Genomic DNA, 20,129 nt, shown 5'->3' with positions numbered 1-20,129 from the left:
TCTTGACGTGAACCGTTCGTAATCTCTAGCCTGATTGCGAAGTGGGAGCGTTCCCACCAGTCTCTCGCACCACTTCCCTGGCACGAGTCGCGCCCACCCCTGCGGCACTGCCCACCACCATCCCGGCAGCCCACCCGTCCAACGCGATCCACCCGCCTGACAGGGGTATCGACGCAATGGGTCAGTACGACGCGCATCCGCTCTCTGCCGCCCAGGAGCGCATGTGGTTTCTGGACCGCCTGCAACCCGGCGATCCGTCCAACCACATCTTCAACACCTCCCGCCTGTACGGCCCGCTCGACGTGGCCGCGCTCGACCGTGCCTTCGGGGACGTGGCCGACCGGCACGAGTCTCTGCGTGCGCGCTTCCCCGAGCACGGGTCCCCGCAGGACGGTGGACGGCCCGTGCAACTCGTCGGCGCGCCGGGCCGTTTCCGGGTCGAGCACCTGACCGCCGGGCCGCAGGACGTCGCGCGGCTGGTCGGAGAGCGGACCAACCGCCCTTTCGACCTGGCGGAGGGCCCCCTCCTGCGGGTCGCGCTGATCCGCGTCTCCGAGCGGGAGCACGTCCTGTGTGTGGTCCTCCACCACATCATCTGCGACGGCTGGTCGCTCAACGTGATCCTTGAGGAGGTCGCGGAGCTCTACGCCGCGCACACGGAGGGCAAGCCGTCACCCCTCCCACCGCCGGCCGCCCGCTTCCTCGACGTCGCCGGCCACCGCCCGGAGGTGGACGCCGAGTCGCTCGAGTACTGGAAGAAGCGGCTGTCGGGCACCCCCGTCCTGGACCTGCCGGCCGATCGGCCGCGCCCCGCCGTGCGGACCACCGCCAGCGGTCACCTCGTCCTTCCGCTGCCGCCGGAACTGACGCGCGAGGTGCGCCGCCTCGCCGCCGGCGAGCGATGCACCCTGTTCATGGTTTTCCTGGCGGCCTACCAGGCGGTGCTCGCCCGATACAGCGGGCAGCACGACCTGTGCGTCGGGACGGCCACCGCCGGCCGCGACCTCGTCGAGCACGAGCGGCTGGTCGGATTGTTCGCCGGCGCGCTGGCGCTGCGCGGCGACGTGTCCGGCGACCCCACCTTCCGGGAGATGCTCAAGCGGGCGCGCTCCACCACCCTCCAGGCCTACCGGCACCGCGACGTGCCGTTCGAGCGGATCCTCAGGGAGATCCAGGTCGAGCGCGACCTCAGCCGCACACCTGTGTTCCAGACCGTGCTCATCCTGCACGAGACGGGGGAGACGCTGATCCGCCTGCCCGGCGTGCGGGCCGAGCTGATCGACGCCGAATATCACCACGTCCAGACCGACCTCCTCCTCGGCGTCTTCGGCGAGGACGACGAGCGGCGGCTGGTGCTGACCTACAACAGCGACCTGTTCGACGCCGCGACCGCCGCCGGCTACGGCACGGCCCTGCTGCGCGTTTTGGAGCAGGCCGTCGCCGAGCCGGGGACGCGGCTGTCGGGGCTGCTCCCCGTCGCGGGCGCGGAGCGCGACCTGCTGGTCGGGCGGTGGAACGACACGGCCATGCCGCTGCCGGAAGAGCCGACGGCGCTCGCGCTGTTCGAGGCGCGGGCGCGGGAGACTCCGGGCGCGGTGGCGGTGGAGAGCGGGCCGCACCGCCTCACGTACGCCGAACTGGACGCCGCCGCCGACCGCGTCGCACGGCGGTTGGCGGCGGCCGGAGCCGGGCGGGGGGCGGTCGTCGCGGTGCTCGCCGAGCGCTCCCCGCTCACCCTTGCCGGGCTGCTCGGCACGATGAAGGTGGGAGCCGCCTACCTGCCGCTCGACCCCGGATATCCCGAGGCGCGCCTCGCCCTGCTGCTCGCCGACTCCGGAGCCCGCCACGTGCTGGTGGACCACCGCGACCGGACGCTCCCCGCCGGCCCGCCCGGACGGCCGGGCGGGCCCCTGGTCCTCACGCTCGCCGAGGACGACGCGGAGGACGGGGACATGCCGGGGGACATGCCTGGGGGCGTGCCCGGGGACGAGCCTGCGGACGGCGTCCGCCCGACGCCGCCCGGCCCCGCCGACCCCGCATACGTGCTCTACACGTCAGGCTCGACCGGCCGCCCCAAGGGCGTGGTCGTGCCGCACCGCGCGCTGCTCAACTTCCTCACCGCCATGGGACGGCTGATCGGCTCCGGGCCGTCCGACGTCTGGCTGTCGCTCACCTCGCTGTCCTTCGACATCTCGGGGCTTGAGCTCTACCTGCCCCTCGTCACCGGCGGGCGGATCGTGATGGCCGGCCCGGATGCGGCCCGCGACGGCGTCGCCCTCACCCGGCTCGTCGAGAGATCCGGGGTGACCCACGTGCAGGCGACCCCTTCGGGATGGCGGGTGCTCCTCGACGCCGGGTTCGCCGCCTCCGGCCCGCCGGACGGCCTGGTGACCGCGCTCGTCGGCGGAGAGGCGCTGCCGCCGCCGCTCGCCCGTGACCTCCGGCCGCGCGTACGCCGTCTGCTGAACGTCTACGGGCCGACCGAGACGACGATCTGGTCCACGGCCTGGGAGGTGCCGGAGCGGTTCGCCTCCGTCTCCATCGGACGGCCCATCGGCAACACGCAGGTGTACGTGACCGACGACCGGTTCGCACTGGTCCCCCTGGGCGTTCCCGGCGAGCTGCTGATCGGCGGCCTTGGCGTCGCCGACGGTTACCTCGGGCGGCCCGCGCTCACCGCGGAGCGGTTCGTCCCCGACCCCTTCGGGCCGCCCGGCGGCCGCCTCTACCGGACCGGCGACGTCGTGCGGGCACGGCCCGACGGCACGCTCGACTACCTGGGGCGGGCCGACGACCAGGTGAAGCTGCGCGGCCACCGGATCGAGCCGGGCGAGATAGAGGCGGCTCTGGAGTCGCAGCCGCTGGTACGGCAGGCCGTCGTCGCGGTCCGCGGCGAGCGGCTGGTCGCCTACGTGGTCGGCGAGGCGGACCGCGACGCCCTCGCCGCCCGCCTCCCGGCATGGATGGTGCCGTCGGTCCTCGTGCCGATGGACGCGCTGCCGCTCACCCCCAACGGGAAGGTGGACCGCAGGGCGCTCCCGGAGCCGCCGAGTCCCACCGGGTCGCCCGCGTACGGGCCGTCGGGCGGCGGATCGGGACGGCGGCCGGACACCCCCGCCGAGCGCCGGGTGGCCGAGGTGTTCGCCGACGTGCTCGGCGTCGGTGACGTCACCGCCGAGGACGACTTCTTCTCGCTCGGCGGCCACTCGCTGCTCGCGACCCGGGTGGTCGCCCGGCTCGGTGCCGCCGTCCCGGTGCGCGAGTTGTTCGCCCACCCGGACGTCGAGGGCTTCGCCCGGGTCCTCGCCGGCCAGTATGGCTGGGACCGGGCGACGGGCGAAGAGGGCCGGCCGGCGCCGCGACCGGAGGGGACGGCGCCGCCGCTGTCCGCCGCGCAGGAGCGCCTGTGGTTCCTGCACCGCCTCGACCCCGCCGACGCGTCCTACAACATCTTCCTGGTCCGCCGCCTGCGCGGCCTCCTGGACCGGGAGGCGCTCGGCCGGGCGTTCGACGGCCTGGTGGTCCGGCACGAGACGCTGCGCACCCGCTATCCCGACGACGAGGGCAGGCCGCTCGCCACGGTCGAGCCCCCCGCGCCCGTCGCGGTCGAGTGGACCGCGGCGTCCGGCGAGGCGCAGGCCGAGGCGCTGGTGGCCGAGCGGGTCAACGCGCCGTTCGACCTGGCCGCCGCCCCGCCGCTGCGGGTGAGCGTCGTGCGGCTCGCCCCGGACGACCACGTGCTGTGCGTGGTGGCGCACCACATCGCGGGCGACGGATGGTCGCTGAACGTCATCTTCGATGACCTCGCCGCCCTCTACGTCGCCGGGCCGGATGAAGGCCCGCCGCCGCTCGCTGTGCAGTACGGCGACGTCGCCGCCTGGCAGCGGGCGCGGCGGACGGAGGACGCGCTCGCCTACTGGCGCGACAGGCTCGACGGGGTGCCCCCGCTTGAGCTTCCCGCCGACTTCGTCCCGGACGCCCCCATCGGAGGGAAGGACGGCGGCCGCGGGGCGGGGCGGGGCGCGTTCCACCACATGCACCTGCCGGCCGGCCTGGCGGACAGGCTGGAGGCGGCCGGGCGCGAGCAGGGCGCGACGCTGTTCATGGTGCTCCTCGCGGCCTACCAGGTGCTGCTCGCCGCCCACACGGGCCGGGACGACTTCGCGGTCGGGTCGCCGACCGCCGGGCGCGACCTCCCGGAGCTGGAACCGCTGGTCGGCTACCTCACCAACACCCTCGTCCTGCGGTCCGAGCTCGGCGGCGACCCGACCGTCGGCGAGCTGCTCCGCCGTACGCGGAAGTCGGTCCTTGACGCGTTCGGCCACCAGGAGCTCCCGTTCGAGGCGCTGCTGGCCGAGCTGGACGTCGAGCGCGACACCGGCAGGACGCCGCTCTTCCAGACCATGCTGATCCTGCACAGCCAGGACACCCACACGGGGACGGGCGGCGCCCGCCGCTCCTTCGCGGATCTGCGGGCCGAGTTGTTCCCCGACGGCTTCGCGCAGGCGAAGCTCGACCTGATGCTGGATGTGTGGCGGCACGACGGCGGCCTCAGTCTCAGGTTCGGCCACGACACCGGTGTGCTGTCCGCCGCCACGGTCGAGGCGATCGCCGCCCGTTTCGAGCTCCTGCTCCGGGCGCTGCCCGACGATCCCGGCACCCGCGTGTCCGGCCTGCCGGTGCTGACGCCGGCTGACACGGCCCACCTGGAGGAGTTGTCGCGCGGCCCCGCCGCCCCGGCCACGGCAAGCGTGCCCGAGATGGTCGCCGCGGCGGCGGCCCGCGATCCAGGGGCGACGGCCGTGGAGTGCGGCGAAGAGCGCCTGAGCCACACCGAGCTGGACCGGCGGGCCAGGACGCTCGCGGCACGGCTGACCGGGCACGACGTCGTGGGCGTCTGCCTCGGCCCCTCGGCCGACAGGGCCGTCGCGCTGCTCGCCGCATGGCACGCGGGCGCGGCGTACCTGCCGCTCGATCCCGGCTACCCGGCCGAGCGGCTCGCCCACCTGATCGCCGACGCCGGCGCGACGGCCGTCGTCGCCCGCGCGGGCACGCCGCTTCCGTCCACCGTGCCGATCGTGGACCCCGTCACGCCTCCGGACGCCGAGCCGGTGGAGTTCCGGCCCCCCCATCCGCTCGGAGCGGCGTACCTGATCCACACCTCCGGCTCGACCGGCGCGCCCAAGGGGGTCGTCGTGGAGCACGGCGGCCTGGCCGCCCGGGTGGCGTGGATGCGCGACGCCTACGGCCTGCGCCCCGGCGACAGGGTCGTCCAGTTCGCCTCGCCGAGCTTCGACACCCACGCCGAGGAGATCTTCCCGGCCCTCGCGGCGGGCGCGACCGTCGTCATGCTGCCCGGCGGAGCCGTCACCCTGCCGGACCACCTCGCCTCGCCCGCCGGGAGCCGCGTCACCGTGCTCGACCTGCCCACGGCCTACTGGCACCGCCTCGTGGACATGGCCGGCGAGATCGCCTGGCCACCGGCGCTGCGGCTGGTCGTCATCGGCGGGGAGCAGGCGCGAGCCGACCAGGTGGCGCGCTGGCGAGAGCGGTTCGGCGGCCGGGTCCGCCTGGTCAACACCTACGGCCCGACCGAGACGACCATCATCGCGACCACCGGCGACGTGGAGGCCGGCGGCCGGCCCCCCATCGGCAGGCCCGTCGCCGGGACCACCGCCCACGTGCTCGGCGAGCACGGCCGGCCGGTGCCTCCCGGCGCCCCCGGCGACCTGCACATCGGCGGCGCCGGGGTGGCGCGCGGCTACGCCGGGCGGCCCGCGCTCACCGCCGAGCGGTTCGTCCCCGATCCGTACGGCGAGCCGGGACGGCGCCTGTACCGGACCGGCGACCGTGTGCGGTGGCTGCCCGGCGGGCGGCTGGAATTTCTCGGGCGGCTCGACGAGCAGGTGAAGGTCCGCGGCTTCAGGATCGAGCCGGGGGAGGTCGAGGCGCGGCTGCTGTCCCACCCGGACGTCACGGAGGCGGCCGTCGTGGCAGCAGGCGAGATCCTCGTCGCCTACGTCGCCGGCGCGGCCGCCACCGACGGCCTGCGCGCCCATGCCGCCGCCGCGCTCCCGCCGTACATGGTGCCGGACGTGTTCGTACGGATGGACGCGCTGCCCCGCACGGCGGGCGGGAAGGTCGACCGCCGGGCCCTGCCCGATCCCGGGCCGGAGCGGGAGCGGGAGTTCGTGGCGCCGCGCACCGACGCCGAGGCGCTCGTCGCCGACGTGTGGGCGGAGGTGCTGGGGATCGACCGGGTGGGGGCGTTCGACGACTTCTTCCGCCTCGGCGGCCACTCGCTGCTCGCCGTCCGGGTCGCGGCACGGCTGCGCGCGCTCGCCGAGGTCGACGTGCCGATCCGCACGCTGTTCGCGCGCCGTACGGCGGCGGATCTGGCCGCAGCCGTCGAGGAGCTGCTGATGGCCGAGCTGGCGGAGATGACCGACGAGGAGGCACGGCTCCTCCTGGACCCGATGGGGACGCCATGACGGACACACACGCGGAGGCCGCGACACCGGCCGCCCCGCACGCCCTGGCGCCCGCGGACGTGAGCGGTGCCGCGTCCCCCGCTACGGCCCCTGGCGCGGGCGGGAACGCTCCCGGCACGGCGGCCGGCGGTGGCGCCGGGCTCTCCTCGGCCAAGCAGGCGCTGCTGGCCCAGCGGCTGCGCCGCCGCACGAGCGCGACCACGATCGGCCCGCGCCCCCCGGGCACGGCGCCGCCGCTCTCGCACGCCCAGGAGCGGCTGTGGTTCCTGGAGCAGTACCTCCCGGGGACGGCCGCGTACGTCGTGCCGCTCTCGGTGCGCGTGCGGCGGCGCCTCGACGACCACGCGCTGCGCCTCGCTCTGCGTGACGTCGTGGCGCGCCACGAGAGCCTGCGCATGCGGTTCGTCACCACCGACGACGGGCGTCCCGAGGTCGTGGTCGACGGCGATCCCGCCGTCGAGCTTCGCCGGGTCGCCGTCGACGCCGAGGCGGGCGCCGCCGAGCGGGAGAGCCGGGCGAGACGGGCCGTCCAGGAGGAGATCGGCCGCCCGTTCGACCTCGTCACCGGGCCGCTGCTGCGTGTGCTGGCCGTACGGCTGAGCGAGGACGATCACGTGCTCGTGCTGTGCGCGCACCACATGGTCACCGACGGCTGGTCGTGCGAGATCCTGCTCCGCGAGATCCTGGCGCTCCACGACGCGCACCTGTCGGGCGGGCGGCCCGAGCTGCCCTCGCTGCCGGTCCAGTACGGCGACTACGCGGCGTGGCACCGGGAACGGGCGGCGGGGCCGGCCCACGAGCGCGACGTGGCCTACTGGCGTGAGACGCTGGCCGGGATCGAGCCGCTCGATCTGCCCGCCGACCGGCCCCGGCCCGCCGAGCAGGACTTCGCGGGAGCGGGCCACGCGTTCACGATGGACGCCGAGCTGAGCGCGACCGTCTCGGCGCTCGCCGCCTCATGCGACGCGACGCCGTACATGGCGCTGCTCGCGGCCTTCCAGGTGCTCCTGGCCCGCTACAGCGGGCAGACGGACTTCGCCGTGGGTTCCCCGGTCAGCGGACGGCCGTTCCCTGAGCTGGAGAACCTGGTGGGGCTGTTCGTCAACACCCTGCCCATGCGGGCGCGGATGGCGGGCGACCCCTCCTTCACCGAGCTGCTGGCCCGCGTGCGGGAGACCGCGCTCGACGCCTACGCCCACCAGGAGCTGCCGTTCGACCAGCTCGTCAACGAGCTCGGCGTCGAGCGCGACGTCAGCCGCTCGCCGGTCTTCCAGGTGCTGCTGTCCCTGCAGAACTACGACGGCAGACGCGACCCGGCGGTGTCGGGGTTCCCCTTCGAGACGTCGGCGACCCGCTTCGACCTGGCGCTCTACCTGACCGAGACCCCCGGCGGGCTGATCGGCGCGTTCGCGTACCGGACCGCGCTGTTCCTCCCGGCGACGATCGAGCGGATGGCGCGGCACCTGGAGATCCTGCTGCGATCGATCACCGCGGACCCGTCGGCCCCGGTCTCCACGCTCGCCATGATCTCCCCGGAGGAGGAGCGCCAGGTCCTCGGGTTCGGCACGCCGGACAACGCCCCGGCTCCCGCCGCGGCACTGCTGCACGAGCTGCCCGCCGCCGCGCCCGGGGCGACGGCCGTCGTGTGCGGCGGCCGTTCGATGACGTACGCGGAGCTGGACCGGGCGTCGTCCCGGCTCGGCGCGCGCCTGCGCGGCCTGGGGGTGCGGCCCGACGACCGGGTGGCGATCTGCCTGGAACAGTCGGTCGAGCTGGCCCAGGCCGTGATCGGCGTCCTGCGGTCCGGCGGCGCCTACGTGCCGCTCGACCCCGAGCAGCCCGAGGAACGGCTGGCGTACATGGTGGCCGACGCGGGCGCGCGGGTGATCGTCACCACGCCCGAGCTGGCCGCCCGCCTCCCGTTCACCCGGGGCCTCGCCGTCGTGGACCCGCTCGACCTGGAAGACGGCGACGGCGGGGAGGACGCCGTCGCGGTGGACGTACGGCCGGAGAACCTGGCGTACGTCGTCTACACCTCCGGCACCACCGGCCGCCCCAAAGGCGTGGCGGTGCAGCACCGGGAGGTCGTGGCGTACCTCGCCGGGGTCCGGGCGCGGTTCGACGTGCCCGAGGGAGCGTCGTTCGCCCTGCTCCAGTCGCTCGCGTTCGACTTCGGGGTGACCGTCTTCTACCTGTCGCTGATGACCGGCGGCCGGCTGCACCTCATCCCCTCGCGGACGTCCGCGCCCGATCTGGCCGGCCGGCTCCGTGACATCGACTACCTCAAGATCACCCCGTCGCATCTCGCCGCCCTGCTCGCGGAGGCCGAGCCGGGGGACCTGCTGCCCCGGCGGCTGCTGCTCCTCGGCGGCGAGGCGTCGGGCTGGGAGTGGGCGCGCGACCTGGCCTCGGCGGGAGAGTCGGCCGGCGGGTGCGCGGTCGCCAACCACTACGGACCGACCGAGGCGACCGTCGGCGTCACCACCCTCGCCGTCGACCCGGCCACCGGGGACGAGGCGGCCGGCGGGGCCACGCTGCCGATCGGCCGGCCCCTGCCGGGAGCGCGGGTGTACGTGCTCGACGAGCGGCTGCGGCCCGTCCCGCCGGGCGTGGCCGGGGAGATCCACCTCGGCGGCGGGCGCCTCGCGCGCGGCTATCTGGGGCGGCCCGGCATGACCGCCGACCGGTTCCTCCCTGACCCGTACGGCGAGCCGGGCGGCAGGATGTACCGCACCGGCGACATGGGCCGGTGGCTCCCCGGCGGCGACCTGCAGTTCCTCGGCCGCCGTGACCTCCAGGTGAAGATCCGGGGATACCGGGTGGAGCTCGGCGAGGTCGAGTCGGTCCTGGCCGGGCTGCCCGGCGTCACCCAGGCCGCCGCCGATCTGAGGGGCGGCCGGCTCGTCGCCTACCTGACCGGGGACGTCCCTCCCGACGAGGACCTGCGGGGCGGCCTGCGCGAGCGGCTCCCCGAATACATGATCCCCGCGAAGTTCGTCCGGCTCGACCGGCTGCCGCTGAAGTCCCACGGCAAGGTCGACCGAGTGGCGCTGCCCGATCCCGGTGCGGCGTCCGGCGAGGGGTACGTGGCTCCCGGGACGCCGATGGAGACGGACGTCGCCGGCATATGGGCCGAGGTCCTCGACGTCGAGCGCGTGGGGGCGCTCGACAACTTCTTCGACGCCGGGGGCCACTCCCTGCTCGCAATGCGGGTCGTCGCGCGGCTGCGCAGGCTGGTGCCGGACCGTCCCGTCACGGTCATGGACCTGTTCCGGCACCGTACGGTGCGGGAGCTCGCCCTGCTGCTGGAGTCCGGAGCCGGGAGCTCCGGCGGGCTGCTGCACCGGCTCACCCCCGACCGCCCGGCCACGGCGTCGATCGTCTGCGCGCCGTACGGCGGCGGGAACGCGCTGATCTACAAGCCGCTGGCCGACGCGCTGCCCGAAGGGTGGGCGCTGCACTCCATAGCCGTCCCCGGGCACGAGCTGGGTGAAGAGCCGGTGCCGCTGGAGGAGCTGGCCTCCCGCTGCGTCCAGGAGATCCTGGAGACCGTCCACGGCCCGCTCGTCCTCTACGGCCACTGCGGGCTCGGCGTGATGATCACGGTCGAGATCACCAGGAGGCTGGAAGCCGCCGGACGCCGGGTCGAGGCCGTCTACCTGGGCGGCAGCTTCCCGTTCGCCCGGCCCGGCGGCGGCATGGCCCGTCTCGCCGACTGGATGGACCGGCTCCGCGGGGACCAGGCCATGGCCAACGCGCTGACCGCGTCGGGCATGGACGCCGAGGAGTTCGACCCCGACCAGCTCAAGCTGATCATCCGCAATCGCAGGGAGGGCACGAAGGACGCCGAGCGCTACTTCACCCGGCTGTTCGCCGAACACGCCGCGAGCGAACGCCCCGCAAGCGCCGAGCACGCTGGGGGCACCGAGCATGGCGACGGCGCCGGGCATGGCGACGGCGCCGGGCCGCCTCGCGCTCCGGTCGTCTCCGCTCCGGTCATCTCGGTCGTGGGGGAGCGCGACCCGGCGACCGAGTTCTACCAGGAGCGGTACCGCGAATGGCACCAGGTCGCGGGTGTGACGGCCGCCGTCGTGCTCGACGAGGCCGGGCACTTCTCCATGAAGTACCGCGCGGACGAGCTGGCCAGAATCGTCACGGAGATCCACCCGGCCGTCGAGAACGGCGAGACCACGCCGTACGAACGCCGGGAGGGCGCGACGTGGTGGCTGCACGGCGTCTCCCGCGCCGCCCCCGGCGCTCCGGTGCTCACGCGCTCCGGCCCTCCGCCCAGCATGCGGCGCTTTCTCGTGGTCGCCGCCGGCCAGCTCGTCTCCATCACCGGGTCGGCCCTCACCGAGTTCGCCATCCCGCTGTGGATCTACCTGACCACCGGGTCGCTGGTGAGCTTCGCGCTGTTCGCCGTGCTCGGCCTGGTGCCCGGAATGCTGGTCGCACCCCTCGCGGGGGCGATCGTCGACCGGTACGACCGCCGCCGGGTCATGCTCGCCGGCGACGGCGCGGCCGGCCTCACCCAGCTCGCGCTGGGAACACTGCTGTGGACCGGCAACCTGCACATCTGGCACATCTACCCGCTGCTCGTGTGCCTGTCGCTCGCGCTGACCTTCCAGCGTCTCGCGTACGGCTCGGCCGTCCCGCAGCTCGTGCCCAAGCGCTACCTCGGGCATGCCAACGGCGTCGTGCAGACGGCCTTCGGCGTCGCGCAGCTCGTGGTGCCCCTCGTGGCGGTGGGGCTGATGGCCGCGGTCGGGCTGGAGGGCATCCTCGTCTTCGACGTGGCCAGCTACACGGTCGCGTTCCTCACCGTGCTGCTGGTGCGCTTCCCGGCCGCGATGGCCTGGCGGCGCAGGGAGACGGTGCTGGAGGAGATCAAGGGCGGCTTCCGCCTCGTCTGGGACCGGCGGCCGTTCCGCGGCATGCTGGTCTATTTCGCCGTGCTGAACATCTTCCTGTCGCCGCTGTTCCTCATGCTGTCGCCGCTGGTGCTGGCGCAGGCGACGCTCGCCGACGTCGGCCGGGTGGCCTTCGCGGGCGGCGCCGGAGTGTTCACCGGCGGGCTGCTGATGATCGTCTGGGGCGGCCCCCGGCACCGCCGCCTGCGCGGCGTGCTCCTTTCCACACTGGTGCTCGCCGCGTTCTGCCTGCTGACGGGGGCGCGGGCGAATCTCGCCGTCATCGCGGCCGGCGCGTTCGGGATGTCGCTCGGGCTGACCCTGCTGAACGGCATATACGCCACGATCATCCAGGTCAAGGTGCCACAGCGGTTCCACGGGCGGGTCATCGCGCTCAACACGCTGATCGCCTGGTCCACGCTGCCGATCGGCTTCGGGCTCGTCGCGCCGTACGGCTCGGCGCTGCTGGAGCCGCTGCTCGCCCGGGGCGGCGCGCTGTCGGGTACGGTCGGCGCGGTCATCGGCGCCGGCCCGGGCCGGGGCATCGGCTTCCTCTACGTCTGCCTCGCCGTCGGCATGGCGGCGACCGCGCTGGCCGCGCTGCGCGTCCCGGTCCTGGCGCGGTTCGACGACGAGATGCCGGACGCGCTTCCCGACGACCTCGTGGGCGTGGAGTCACTCCGCGCCAGGACACCGGACGGCCGTCCCGAGCCCACGCGCTCGGCGGCCGGAACCAATGCGGACAACGGGAACAGTGCGGACAACGGGAACAGTGCGGACAAGGAGACCTGATGAGCAGCCACCGTGTCGTCGTCAACGACGAGGAGCAGTACTCCCTGTGGCCCGCCGACCGGGCCGTTCCCGACGGCTGGCGGCCCGAGGGGTTCGCGGGCAGCCGCGAGGAGTGCCTCGCCCACATCGACGAGGTCTGGACCGACATGCGTCCGCGCAGCCTGAGGCAGGAGCGGTGACCGCCGCCGCCGGGCGTCCTGACGGCGGTGCGGGGCGCCGTCGGGGCGAGGCGCCCGCCGGGCCGCTCACGGTGCCGGAGCTTCTGGCGCGGCGGGCCGCCGCGGAGCCCGGCAAGGTGGCGCTCGTCGTGGAGGGCCACGGGTCGATGACGCTGGCCGAGTGGGACGGCAGGTCGGATGCCGCCGCCACGGCGCTGGCCGGCCGGGGCGTCAGGCCGGGGGACCGGGTCGGGCTGCTGTTCGAGCCCCGTGAGTGGATCGAGTTCGCCGTCGCGTACTGCGCCGTGCAGAAGGCGGGCGCGGTGGCCGTCCCGTTGTCGGACCGGCTGGCGCCGCCCGCCCTGCGCGGCATGGCCGGGCACTGTTCGGCCGCGGCGCTCGTGCACGGAACGGGGGCGCCGAAGGTGCTGGCGGCCGAGGCGCCCGACGGCGTCACGGTCATCGCGGCCGGGGAGATCGACGGACCCGGCGGCTCGGGCGGGCCGCTTCCGGAGGTCCAGGTGCGGCCGGGGGACCTGGCCCAGATCCTCTACACGTCCGGCACGACCGGGACGCCGAAGGGCGTGGCGGCCACGCACGCCAACCTCACCTTCGGCTGTGTCCCGGAGCGGCGGATGCGGCCGTTCGCGCACTCCCGGCACCTCCTGCACGCCTTCCCGATCGGGACCAACGCGGGCCAGATGATGCTGATCACCGCGCTGGACGCCAAGCCCGCCGTGCTGACTCTGCCGGCGTTCACGCCCGCGCGTTTCGGCAAGCTGATCGAGCGGCACCGGGCGGGCACGGTCTTCCTCGTGCCCGCCATGGCGCGTGAGCTGCTGAGCTCGGGCATCGCGCTGCGCCACGACATGTCCAGCGTGCTGCTGCTCGGGTCGGCCGCCGCGCCGCTGCCGCCCGCCGTGGCTGCCGAGCTCGCCCAGGCCTTCCCGAACGCCATGATCACCAACTACTACACCTCGACCGAGGCGGCCCCCGCGCAAACGATCATGGTCTTCGATCCCGGCCGCCCGGGGGCGCTCGGCCGTCCGGCCGCCGGATGCGCCATCCGGGTGGCAGGTGAGGACGGCGAGCCGCTGCCCCCCGGGCGTACGGGCGAGGTCTGGCTGCGTTCGCCCGCACAGCAGCGGGTCTACTACGGCGACCGGCAGGCCAGCGACGAGACCTTCCGGGCCGGCTGGGTCAGGATGGGCGACCTCGGCTACGTCGACGAGGACGGCTACCTCTACCTGGTGGACCGCGAGTCCGACGTGATCAAGAGCGGGGCGTTCAAGGTCTCGACGCTGCAGGTGGAAGCGGCGATGTACGAGCACCCGGCCGTCGCCGAGGCCGCGGCGTTCGGCGTGCCGCACCCGGCTCTCGGGAAGGCCGTCGCGGCGGCCGTCGTGCTGCGCGAGCCGGTGACCTCCGCCGAGCTCCGGGGCTTCCTGGCCGCGCGGCTCGCCCGCCACGAGATCCCCGCGCGGTTCGCCTTCCTCGACGCGCTGCCCCGCAACACGGGCGGGAAGGTGCTGAAACGTGAGCTGGCCGCCGGGATGACCATCCAGCCGGATGCGGGAACGGGGGACGGCGCACCGGCCGGCACGGCGGACGGCTCAGCAGTCGGTGCAGGGGCCGGCACGGCGGTCGGCCCTGCGACGGCCCCTGCGGTTGGCCCTGTTGGCACGGCGGTTGGCACGGCGGACGGCGCCCTTCCGGGGCCGCGGACACAAGGAGACGGCTGACATGTCCCACTCGGCGCCCCGGTCCGGGGCCGGCATCGGATCCCGCCCGCCGTCCCCGGAGCGGTCGCATCCGGCGTCCTACGCCCAGCAGGGCATGTGGATCACCGAGCTCGCCGGAGCAGGGAGCACGTACCACATGCCGCTCCCTCTCACTCTGGAGGGACCGCTGGACGTCCCGGCCATGCTGGGCGCCTGTGCCGCCGTGCTCGACCGGCACGAGGCGCTGGGTCACGCGCTCCGGGAGTCCGGCGGGGAGGTGGTCGTGACGGAGGCGGCCACCCGTCCGGCGGTCGACCACGGCGACCCGCCGCCGGGGGAGGACCCGGACAAACTCGTCGAGGCGGAGGCGTGCCGTCCGTTCGACATCGCTCGCGGGCCGCTCGCCCGGTTCCGCCTGGCCGCGCTCGGCCCCGATCGGCACCTGCTGGTGTTCGTCGCCCACCACCTCGTCTTCGACGGCGTCTCCAAGGATCTGGTCGTCGCCGCCCTCGCCGCCGAGTACGCGGCCCGCGTCCGCGGAGAGGCCACGCCCTCCGAGACCCCGCCGGGCTGTCCGTCGCTCGCGGAGGTCGTCCGGGCCGAGCGTGAGCGGGTGGAGGCGGCCAGGGAGGCGGCCGCCCGGTTCTGGGCGCCACGCTGGCACGACCCCGACGGTGTGCCGCTGCCCGGCGGTTTCGCGGCGGCGCCCCGCCGGGCAGGGCCCGGCAACTCCATCGCCTTGTCACTGCCGCCGGGGACGGCCGCCCGCGCGGGGGAGCTCGGAGTCACGACGTTCGAGCTGCTGATGACGGCGATGCACGCGGTCCTGCACGCCTACGGCGCGGACGAGGTCACGGTGGCGGCCGACCTGTCCACCCGGCGTCCGGAGACCGAGCGGATCGTCGGGCTCTTCGTCAACGAGCTGCCCGTCGTCACCCGCCCCGCGGGCACGCTCCGGGAGCTGGCCGGCGCCGTCCGGGCCGAGCTGCGGGCCGTGTACGGCTTCCGCGAGGTGCCGCTGCCCCTCGCCGTGGGCGGCGTCTCGCCCCGGGCGTCCCTCGCTCCGGTGTCGTTCAGCTACCGCCGCCGTGGAGAGGTCCCGGAATTCCCGGGGCTCTCCGCCGCCGTCGACTGGGCGGCGTGGGCCGGCGGCGTCCGGGGCGCGCTGCACCTGCAGGCCGTCGAGGGTCCCGGCTCCGTGGACGCGTACCTCCGCTACAACCCCCGGGCGGTGACGGCCGGGGACGCGGAGCTCGTCGCCCGGGCGCTGAGCGCGGTCGTGGAGCAGGCGGCCGGGGCGGACACGCCGCTGGCAGAGTTGCGGCTGCCCCGGCCGGTCGTACAGGCGGTGGCGCCTCCCGTGCCCCTGATCACCCCGCCGGCCGAGCGGGGAGAGGCGGGCCCGGCCGATCACGACCTCACCGGCGAGGTGACGCGCATCTGGTGCGACGTGCTCAGAATCGACGAGATCGGGCCGGACGAGGACCTGTTCGACCTCGGTGGCCACTCGATCGCGATCATGCAGATCGTCGCGCGGGTACGGAAGCGGTACGGCGTCGAGCTGGACATCGACGTCTTCTTCGACACCCCCACGATCGCCGGAGTCGTCGAGGCGATCACCGAACTCCAGGAGGCGTCATGACCACCCATGCCGATCTCAGCGCACGGCTGGCGGCGATGATCTCGGAGGCGTGCGACGGGGAGATCTCCGCCGCGGAGATCTCGGCGGCCGACTGCTCGCTCGCGGCGCTCGGCGTCACCTCCCTGGCTCAGCTCCGGCTCCTCGACGCGATCGAGGACGAGTTCGGCCTGGAGGTGGACCTCAACGGGTACGTCGACAATCTGGGAAGCCTGGCGGATCTCGCCCGCTACGTGAGCGAGCGGGCGGCGTGATCACGGGGGCCGCGTTCGAGTCGCCCCTCCCCGAATGGGCGGGGCCGCTCGCCTGGGGCCAGCGGTCCATCTGGGGGGCGATGCGGCAGGTCGGCCCGCCCGGCGACCGGTACTTCAACTTCACCAGGACCGTCCCGGTGCCGAAGGGCGCCGGAGCCCTCCCCCCGGAGGCGGTGGCCCGCGCGGTCGCCATGGTCGCCGCCCGGCACGACTCCCTGCGCACACGGGTGCGCCTCGACGGCGGCGGGGAGCCGTACCAGGTGGTGGGATCGGCGGGCGCGATCCCGGTGGAGGTCGCCGACGAGGCGGAGGAGAGCGCGGGGCGGCTCGCGGAGCGGCTGGCCGGGATCCGGTTCGAGCCGGCGGAGGACTGGCCGCTGAGGGCCGGCGTGGTGACGCGGGACGGCGCCGCCCGGCACGTGGTCCTCACGTTCTGCCATGTCGCGGCCGACGGGCACGCCGGGGACGTCGTCGCGCGGGACCTGCGGCTGGCCCTCCTCCGTGGCGCCGTGCCGGGCAGGCCCGCCCAGCTCAGGGACCTGGTGGCGCGCCAGGACGCCGAGGACAAGTCGCGGAGCGACCGGGCCGTGGACTTCTGGGAGCACCACATGCGCGACCTCGGCGGCCCCCTGTTCGACATCCCCGCCGACACCGCCGGGAGCGCCAGGGGGAACGGCCACGGGAACACCGGCACAGGCCCCGTCGCGGAGGACGGCCGGGATGTCGGCAGGGGAGACGCCGCCGCGGGGTTCCGCTACCAGAGGGCGGCGCTGGTGTCGCCCGCGCTCGACCGGGCGAGCCGCGTCCTCGCCGCCCGCTACGGCGTGAGCACCTCGACGGTCCTGCTGACGGCGGCGTGCGCGCGATCGGGGCTGGTCGCCGGGCGGCCCGCCGCCGCGATGACGCCGCTCGTCAACAACCGCTTCCGCCCCGGGGACAGGGATCTGGTGACCTCGCTCGCCCAGCTCGGGCTGTTCGCCCTGACACCCGGCGACCTCGACCGGCCGTTCCACGACCTGATGACGACGGCCCGCGGGGCGGCCCTGCGGGCCTACCGGCACGCGTACTACGACCAGGCGGAGCTGAACCGCCGCCTCGCGGGCGCCGACCCGCTGTGCTGCTTCAACGACCAGCGGCCGGTGGACGGCGTCACCCCGGCCGGTGAACTGGCGGACGCCGGGGACATCCGGGCGGCGCTCCCGCTCACGGAGCACGGGCCGGAAAGCGGGCTGGACGACCTCAACTGCCGGTTCTGCGTCCACGTGACCGGCGAGCCCGGCCGGCTGCGCCTCATGGTCACCGCCGACACCCGGTACGTCGCCCCCGCCGACCTCGGCGCCTTCCTGCCGGAGGTGGAAAGGCTCGTGGTCGACGCCGCCATCGGTTAGACGACCGCGCCGCCACATGTGCCGCCACATGTCAGGAGCCGAGGGCCGCCAGCACGGCGTCGCGGATGGTGGTGTCCTGCACGGTGACCTCGCGCTCCAGGTGCGGCGCGGACGGGATGATCGAGTCGGCGCCGCTGACGAGCGCGATGGGCCGGTCGAGCGAGCCCCACAGCGCGGGATACAGCAGACGGGCCACTTCGGCGCCCCAGGTGCCGCCCGCCGTGCCGTCCTCCGCGACGCAGATCGCGCGGGCCGAGGCGAGGTACGGCAGGACCGGCCCGAGGTCGAGGGGGTAGATCGCGGCGGGCACCAGAAGGGCGCAGGCCACCTCGTGCTCCAGCAGCAGCTCACGCATGGCCGCCAGGGCCCGGTCGGTGAGGCCGCCGGGAGCGACGACGACCGCGTCGTGGTCCGTCAGGCCGTCGGCCCGTACGACGGCCCAGCCGGGGGCGTCTCCCACGAGCTCGTAGCCGAACAGGTCGTCCACCACGCCGTCGCGGCACATCCGCCGGGTGTAGAGGACCTTGTCCTCGAACAGCACGCACGGGCGGGCCAGCGACAGCATGTGGCCGAACAACCGGCCCGCGTCGTGGAACGGCGTCAGCTCGAACAGCGACAGCCCCGGAACGCCGACGAGGTGCTTCTGCGGGCTCTGGCTGTGGGTCGGGCCGTAGCCGCGGCGGCCGCCCGACGGGCAGCGGACCACGAGCGGCAGGTCCACCGGCCTGCCGTACATCGCGGTCGACTTGCTGGCGAAGTTGAGCAGCTGGTCGAACGCCAGGGCGACGAAGTCGCCGAACATGATCTCGACGATCGCCCTGTCCCCGGCCAGGGCGAGACCCGCCCCGACGCCGACGATCCCGCCCTCGCTGAGCGGCGTGGACCTGACGCGGTCGCCGTACGCGGTCGACAGGCCCTTGGTGATCTTGAAGGCGCCGCCGTACGGGTCGGTGACGTCCTCGCCGAGAAGGTGGAGGCCGGGATCGGCGGCGAGCAGGCCGTGCAGGGCCTGGTTGAGGTGCTCGGCCACCCGCACGGGGCCTGCGACGCCGGAGGCCGTCCCGTCCGGAGCGGGCTCGCCAAGGCCTGTCGCGCCGAGAGCCGTCTCGCCGGGGGCCGTCATCGCCGGTCCCAGGACGACGGCGGGCGGGCGGCCACCTCGTCCGCGATCCGGGCGACCAGCTCACCCTGCTCGGCGTCGATCCTGGCGAACCGCTCGGGGTGGCCGGCGGCGTACCGGTCGTACCAGTCGCCGGCCCGGGCGAGCGCGATCTCACCGGGGGACCGGGTGTCGTCGCCCTTGCTGTGGGGCCCGGCGCGATGCGTGGCGAACTCCACGACCACCGGGCGCGACTCCTCGCGGACACACGTGATCAACGGCGCGAGATCGCCGCGGATCACGTCGATGTCGGTGGTGGCGACATGGTGGTGGATGACCCCGAACGCCGCGGCCCGCCCGGCGATCGTCCCGGCCATCTGCGTGGCGGTCGGGGTCGACTGGGCGATGCCGTTGTTCTCGACCACGACCAGCAGCGGCAACCGCCAGAGCTGCGCCATGTTGAGGGCCTCGTAGACGGAGCCCTCACCCCACGTGCCGTCCCCGATGTACGCGCAGGCGAGCGCGCCCTGACCGAGCCGCTTGAGACGGAGGGCGACCCCGACGGCCACCGGGAGGCTCTCGCCCTGGACGCCGGTGGACAGGAAGCGCCGGTGATAGATGTGCTGGCTGCCGCCGACGCCGTTGCACAGCGCTCCCTCACGGCCCATGATCTCCGCGAGCAGCCCGTGCGCGTCGCCGTACCTGGCGAGGAAGTGCCCGTGACCCCGGTGGTTGCTGAAGACGAAGTCCTGCTCGCCGAGCAGTGCGCTGACGGCGACAGGGATGTACTCCTGGCCGAGGCAGGTGTGGGTCGTCCCGTTGACCAGCCCCTCTTCGAACAGGCGCAGCAGGGCCCGCTCGAAGTGCCGGATGAGGAGCATGCGCTCCAGGTCCTCGTCCGCGACGCCGTGCGGGGCCGGGCGGCCGAGGGCTGACGTAAGGGCCACGGAGTGGCTCTCCTCTCGCCTCTGGGAGCGCTCCCATGAAGGAGGCGAGTGAAACCCTAGGGCGAGATCACACGTCACCGCAAGGCCGCGTGCGTCGCCGATACATCGCCACGTGTAGCCGGCGTATACCCGGCTTCGCCGGGCTGTTCCTACCGTGGTGGCGACCCGCTCGCCCGGCCGTGGAGGAGGCGCCCATGGACTACGTCTTCGCCGTCTGCCGGCTGCTCGTCGGGATCGTCTTCGTCACGTCCGCCGTGAGCAAGCTGCGCGGGCGGGCGGCCTACGAGGAGTTCACGGCGGCGACCCGCGCCCTCGCGCCCCGCCTGCCCGCCCGTCCCGCCGCGGCGCTCGTCGTCGCCGCCGAGGTCGCCGTCGCGCCGCTGCTGGCCTGGCGGCCCACGGTGACGGCCGGCTTCGTCACCGCGCTCGGGCTCCTCGCCGCCTTCACCGCGGCCATCGTCCTCGCCCTGCGGCGCGGACGGCGGGTCCCCTGCCGCTGCTTCGGCGCATCCACCGCCCCTGTGGGTCCCGGTCATCTCGTGCGCAACGCGGCGCTCATCGCCGCGGCGTCGGCGGGGGCCGTCCAGGCCGGGACCGCGGGCGTGCCGGCGGACCTCGGGCCGGCCGGCCTCGCCGCGGTCGCCCTGGCGGCCGGGGCGGCGGCCGTCCTGCTGTCCGCGGCCGGCGACATCGCCGGCCTCTTCACGAGTCCCCCCTGACGGAGGTAGTC

10 protein-coding genes are annotated in these 20,129 nt (G+C 74.6%); 8 read left to right on the top strand and 2 right to left on the bottom strand.

Annotated features, from left to right (window positions below; translation table 11 throughout):
* The first annotated feature begins 176 nt into the window (after positions 1-176).
* The 7 genes from AB0B72_RS12580 to AB0B72_RS12550 are packed head-to-tail and all read left to right on the top strand — an operon-like array spanning position 177 to position 17,353.
* Positions 177-6,491, top strand: a complete 6,315-nt coding sequence (locus tag AB0B72_RS12580) for an amino acid adenylation domain-containing protein (RefSeq protein WP_367738734.1) — start codon at positions 177-179, stop codon at positions 6,489-6,491.
* Positions 6,488-12,193, top strand: coding sequence for an amino acid adenylation domain-containing protein (locus tag AB0B72_RS12575; RefSeq protein ID WP_367738733.1), 5,706 nt, complete (start codon positions 6,488-6,490; stop codon positions 12,191-12,193). Before AB0B72_RS12580 ends, AB0B72_RS12575 begins: the two co-directional genes overlap by 4 nt.
* A complete protein-coding gene (locus AB0B72_RS12570; RefSeq protein ID WP_367738732.1) occupies positions 12,193-12,372 on the top strand; it encodes an MbtH family protein in 180 nt (59 codons plus the stop codon). Before AB0B72_RS12575 ends, AB0B72_RS12570 begins: the two co-directional genes overlap by 1 nt.
* Entirely contained in the window at positions 12,369-14,093 is a 1,725-nt protein-coding gene (locus AB0B72_RS12565) for a class I adenylate-forming enzyme family protein (protein ID WP_367738731.1), read from the top strand. Before AB0B72_RS12570 ends, AB0B72_RS12565 begins: the two co-directional genes overlap by 4 nt.
* Before the next feature lies 1 nt (position 14,094).
* Positions 14,095-15,714, top strand: coding sequence for a condensation domain-containing protein (locus AB0B72_RS12560; RefSeq protein WP_367738730.1), 1,620 nt, complete (start codon positions 14,095-14,097; stop codon positions 15,712-15,714).
* Positions 15,711-15,965, top strand: coding sequence for an acyl carrier protein (locus tag AB0B72_RS12555; protein WP_367738729.1), 255 nt, complete (start codon positions 15,711-15,713; stop codon positions 15,963-15,965). The genes AB0B72_RS12560 and AB0B72_RS12555 overlap by 4 nt, the downstream gene beginning before the upstream one ends.
* Positions 15,962-17,353 carry a condensation domain-containing protein gene (locus AB0B72_RS12550; protein WP_367738728.1) on the top strand — a complete coding sequence of 464 codons (1,392 nt, stop codon included), beginning with the start codon at positions 15,962-15,964 and terminating at the stop codon, positions 17,351-17,353. Before AB0B72_RS12555 ends, AB0B72_RS12550 begins: the two co-directional genes overlap by 4 nt.
* 31 nt (positions 17,354-17,384) lie before the next feature.
* Here AB0B72_RS12550 and AB0B72_RS12545 read toward each other — a convergent pair whose 3' ends face one another.
* Both AB0B72_RS12545 and AB0B72_RS12540 read right to left on the bottom strand, forming a co-directional pair.
* Complete coding sequence (locus tag AB0B72_RS12545; protein WP_367738727.1) at positions 17,385-18,476, bottom strand: alpha-ketoacid dehydrogenase subunit beta; 1,092 nt, start codon at positions 18,474-18,476, stop codon at positions 17,385-17,387.
* Entirely contained in the window at positions 18,473-19,399 is a 927-nt protein-coding gene (locus AB0B72_RS12540; protein ID WP_367738726.1) for a thiamine pyrophosphate-dependent dehydrogenase E1 component subunit alpha, read from the bottom strand. The genes AB0B72_RS12545 and AB0B72_RS12540 overlap by 4 nt, the downstream gene beginning before the upstream one ends.
* Positions 19,400-19,593: 194 nt before the next feature.
* On the opposite strand from AB0B72_RS12540, the gene AB0B72_RS12535 reads away from it, so the two are divergent.
* Entirely contained in the window at positions 19,594-20,118 is a 525-nt protein-coding gene (locus tag AB0B72_RS12535) for a MauE/DoxX family redox-associated membrane protein (protein WP_367738725.1), read from the top strand.
* Positions 20,119-20,129: the final 11 nt, after the last annotated feature.

Origin of the sequence: Microbispora sp. NPDC049125, from assembly GCF_040802045.1 — a bacterium.
Taxonomy (GTDB): Bacteria; Actinomycetota; Actinomycetes; order Streptosporangiales; family Streptosporangiaceae; genus Microbispora.
This window is presented reverse-complemented; position numbering and strand designations above follow the sequence as displayed.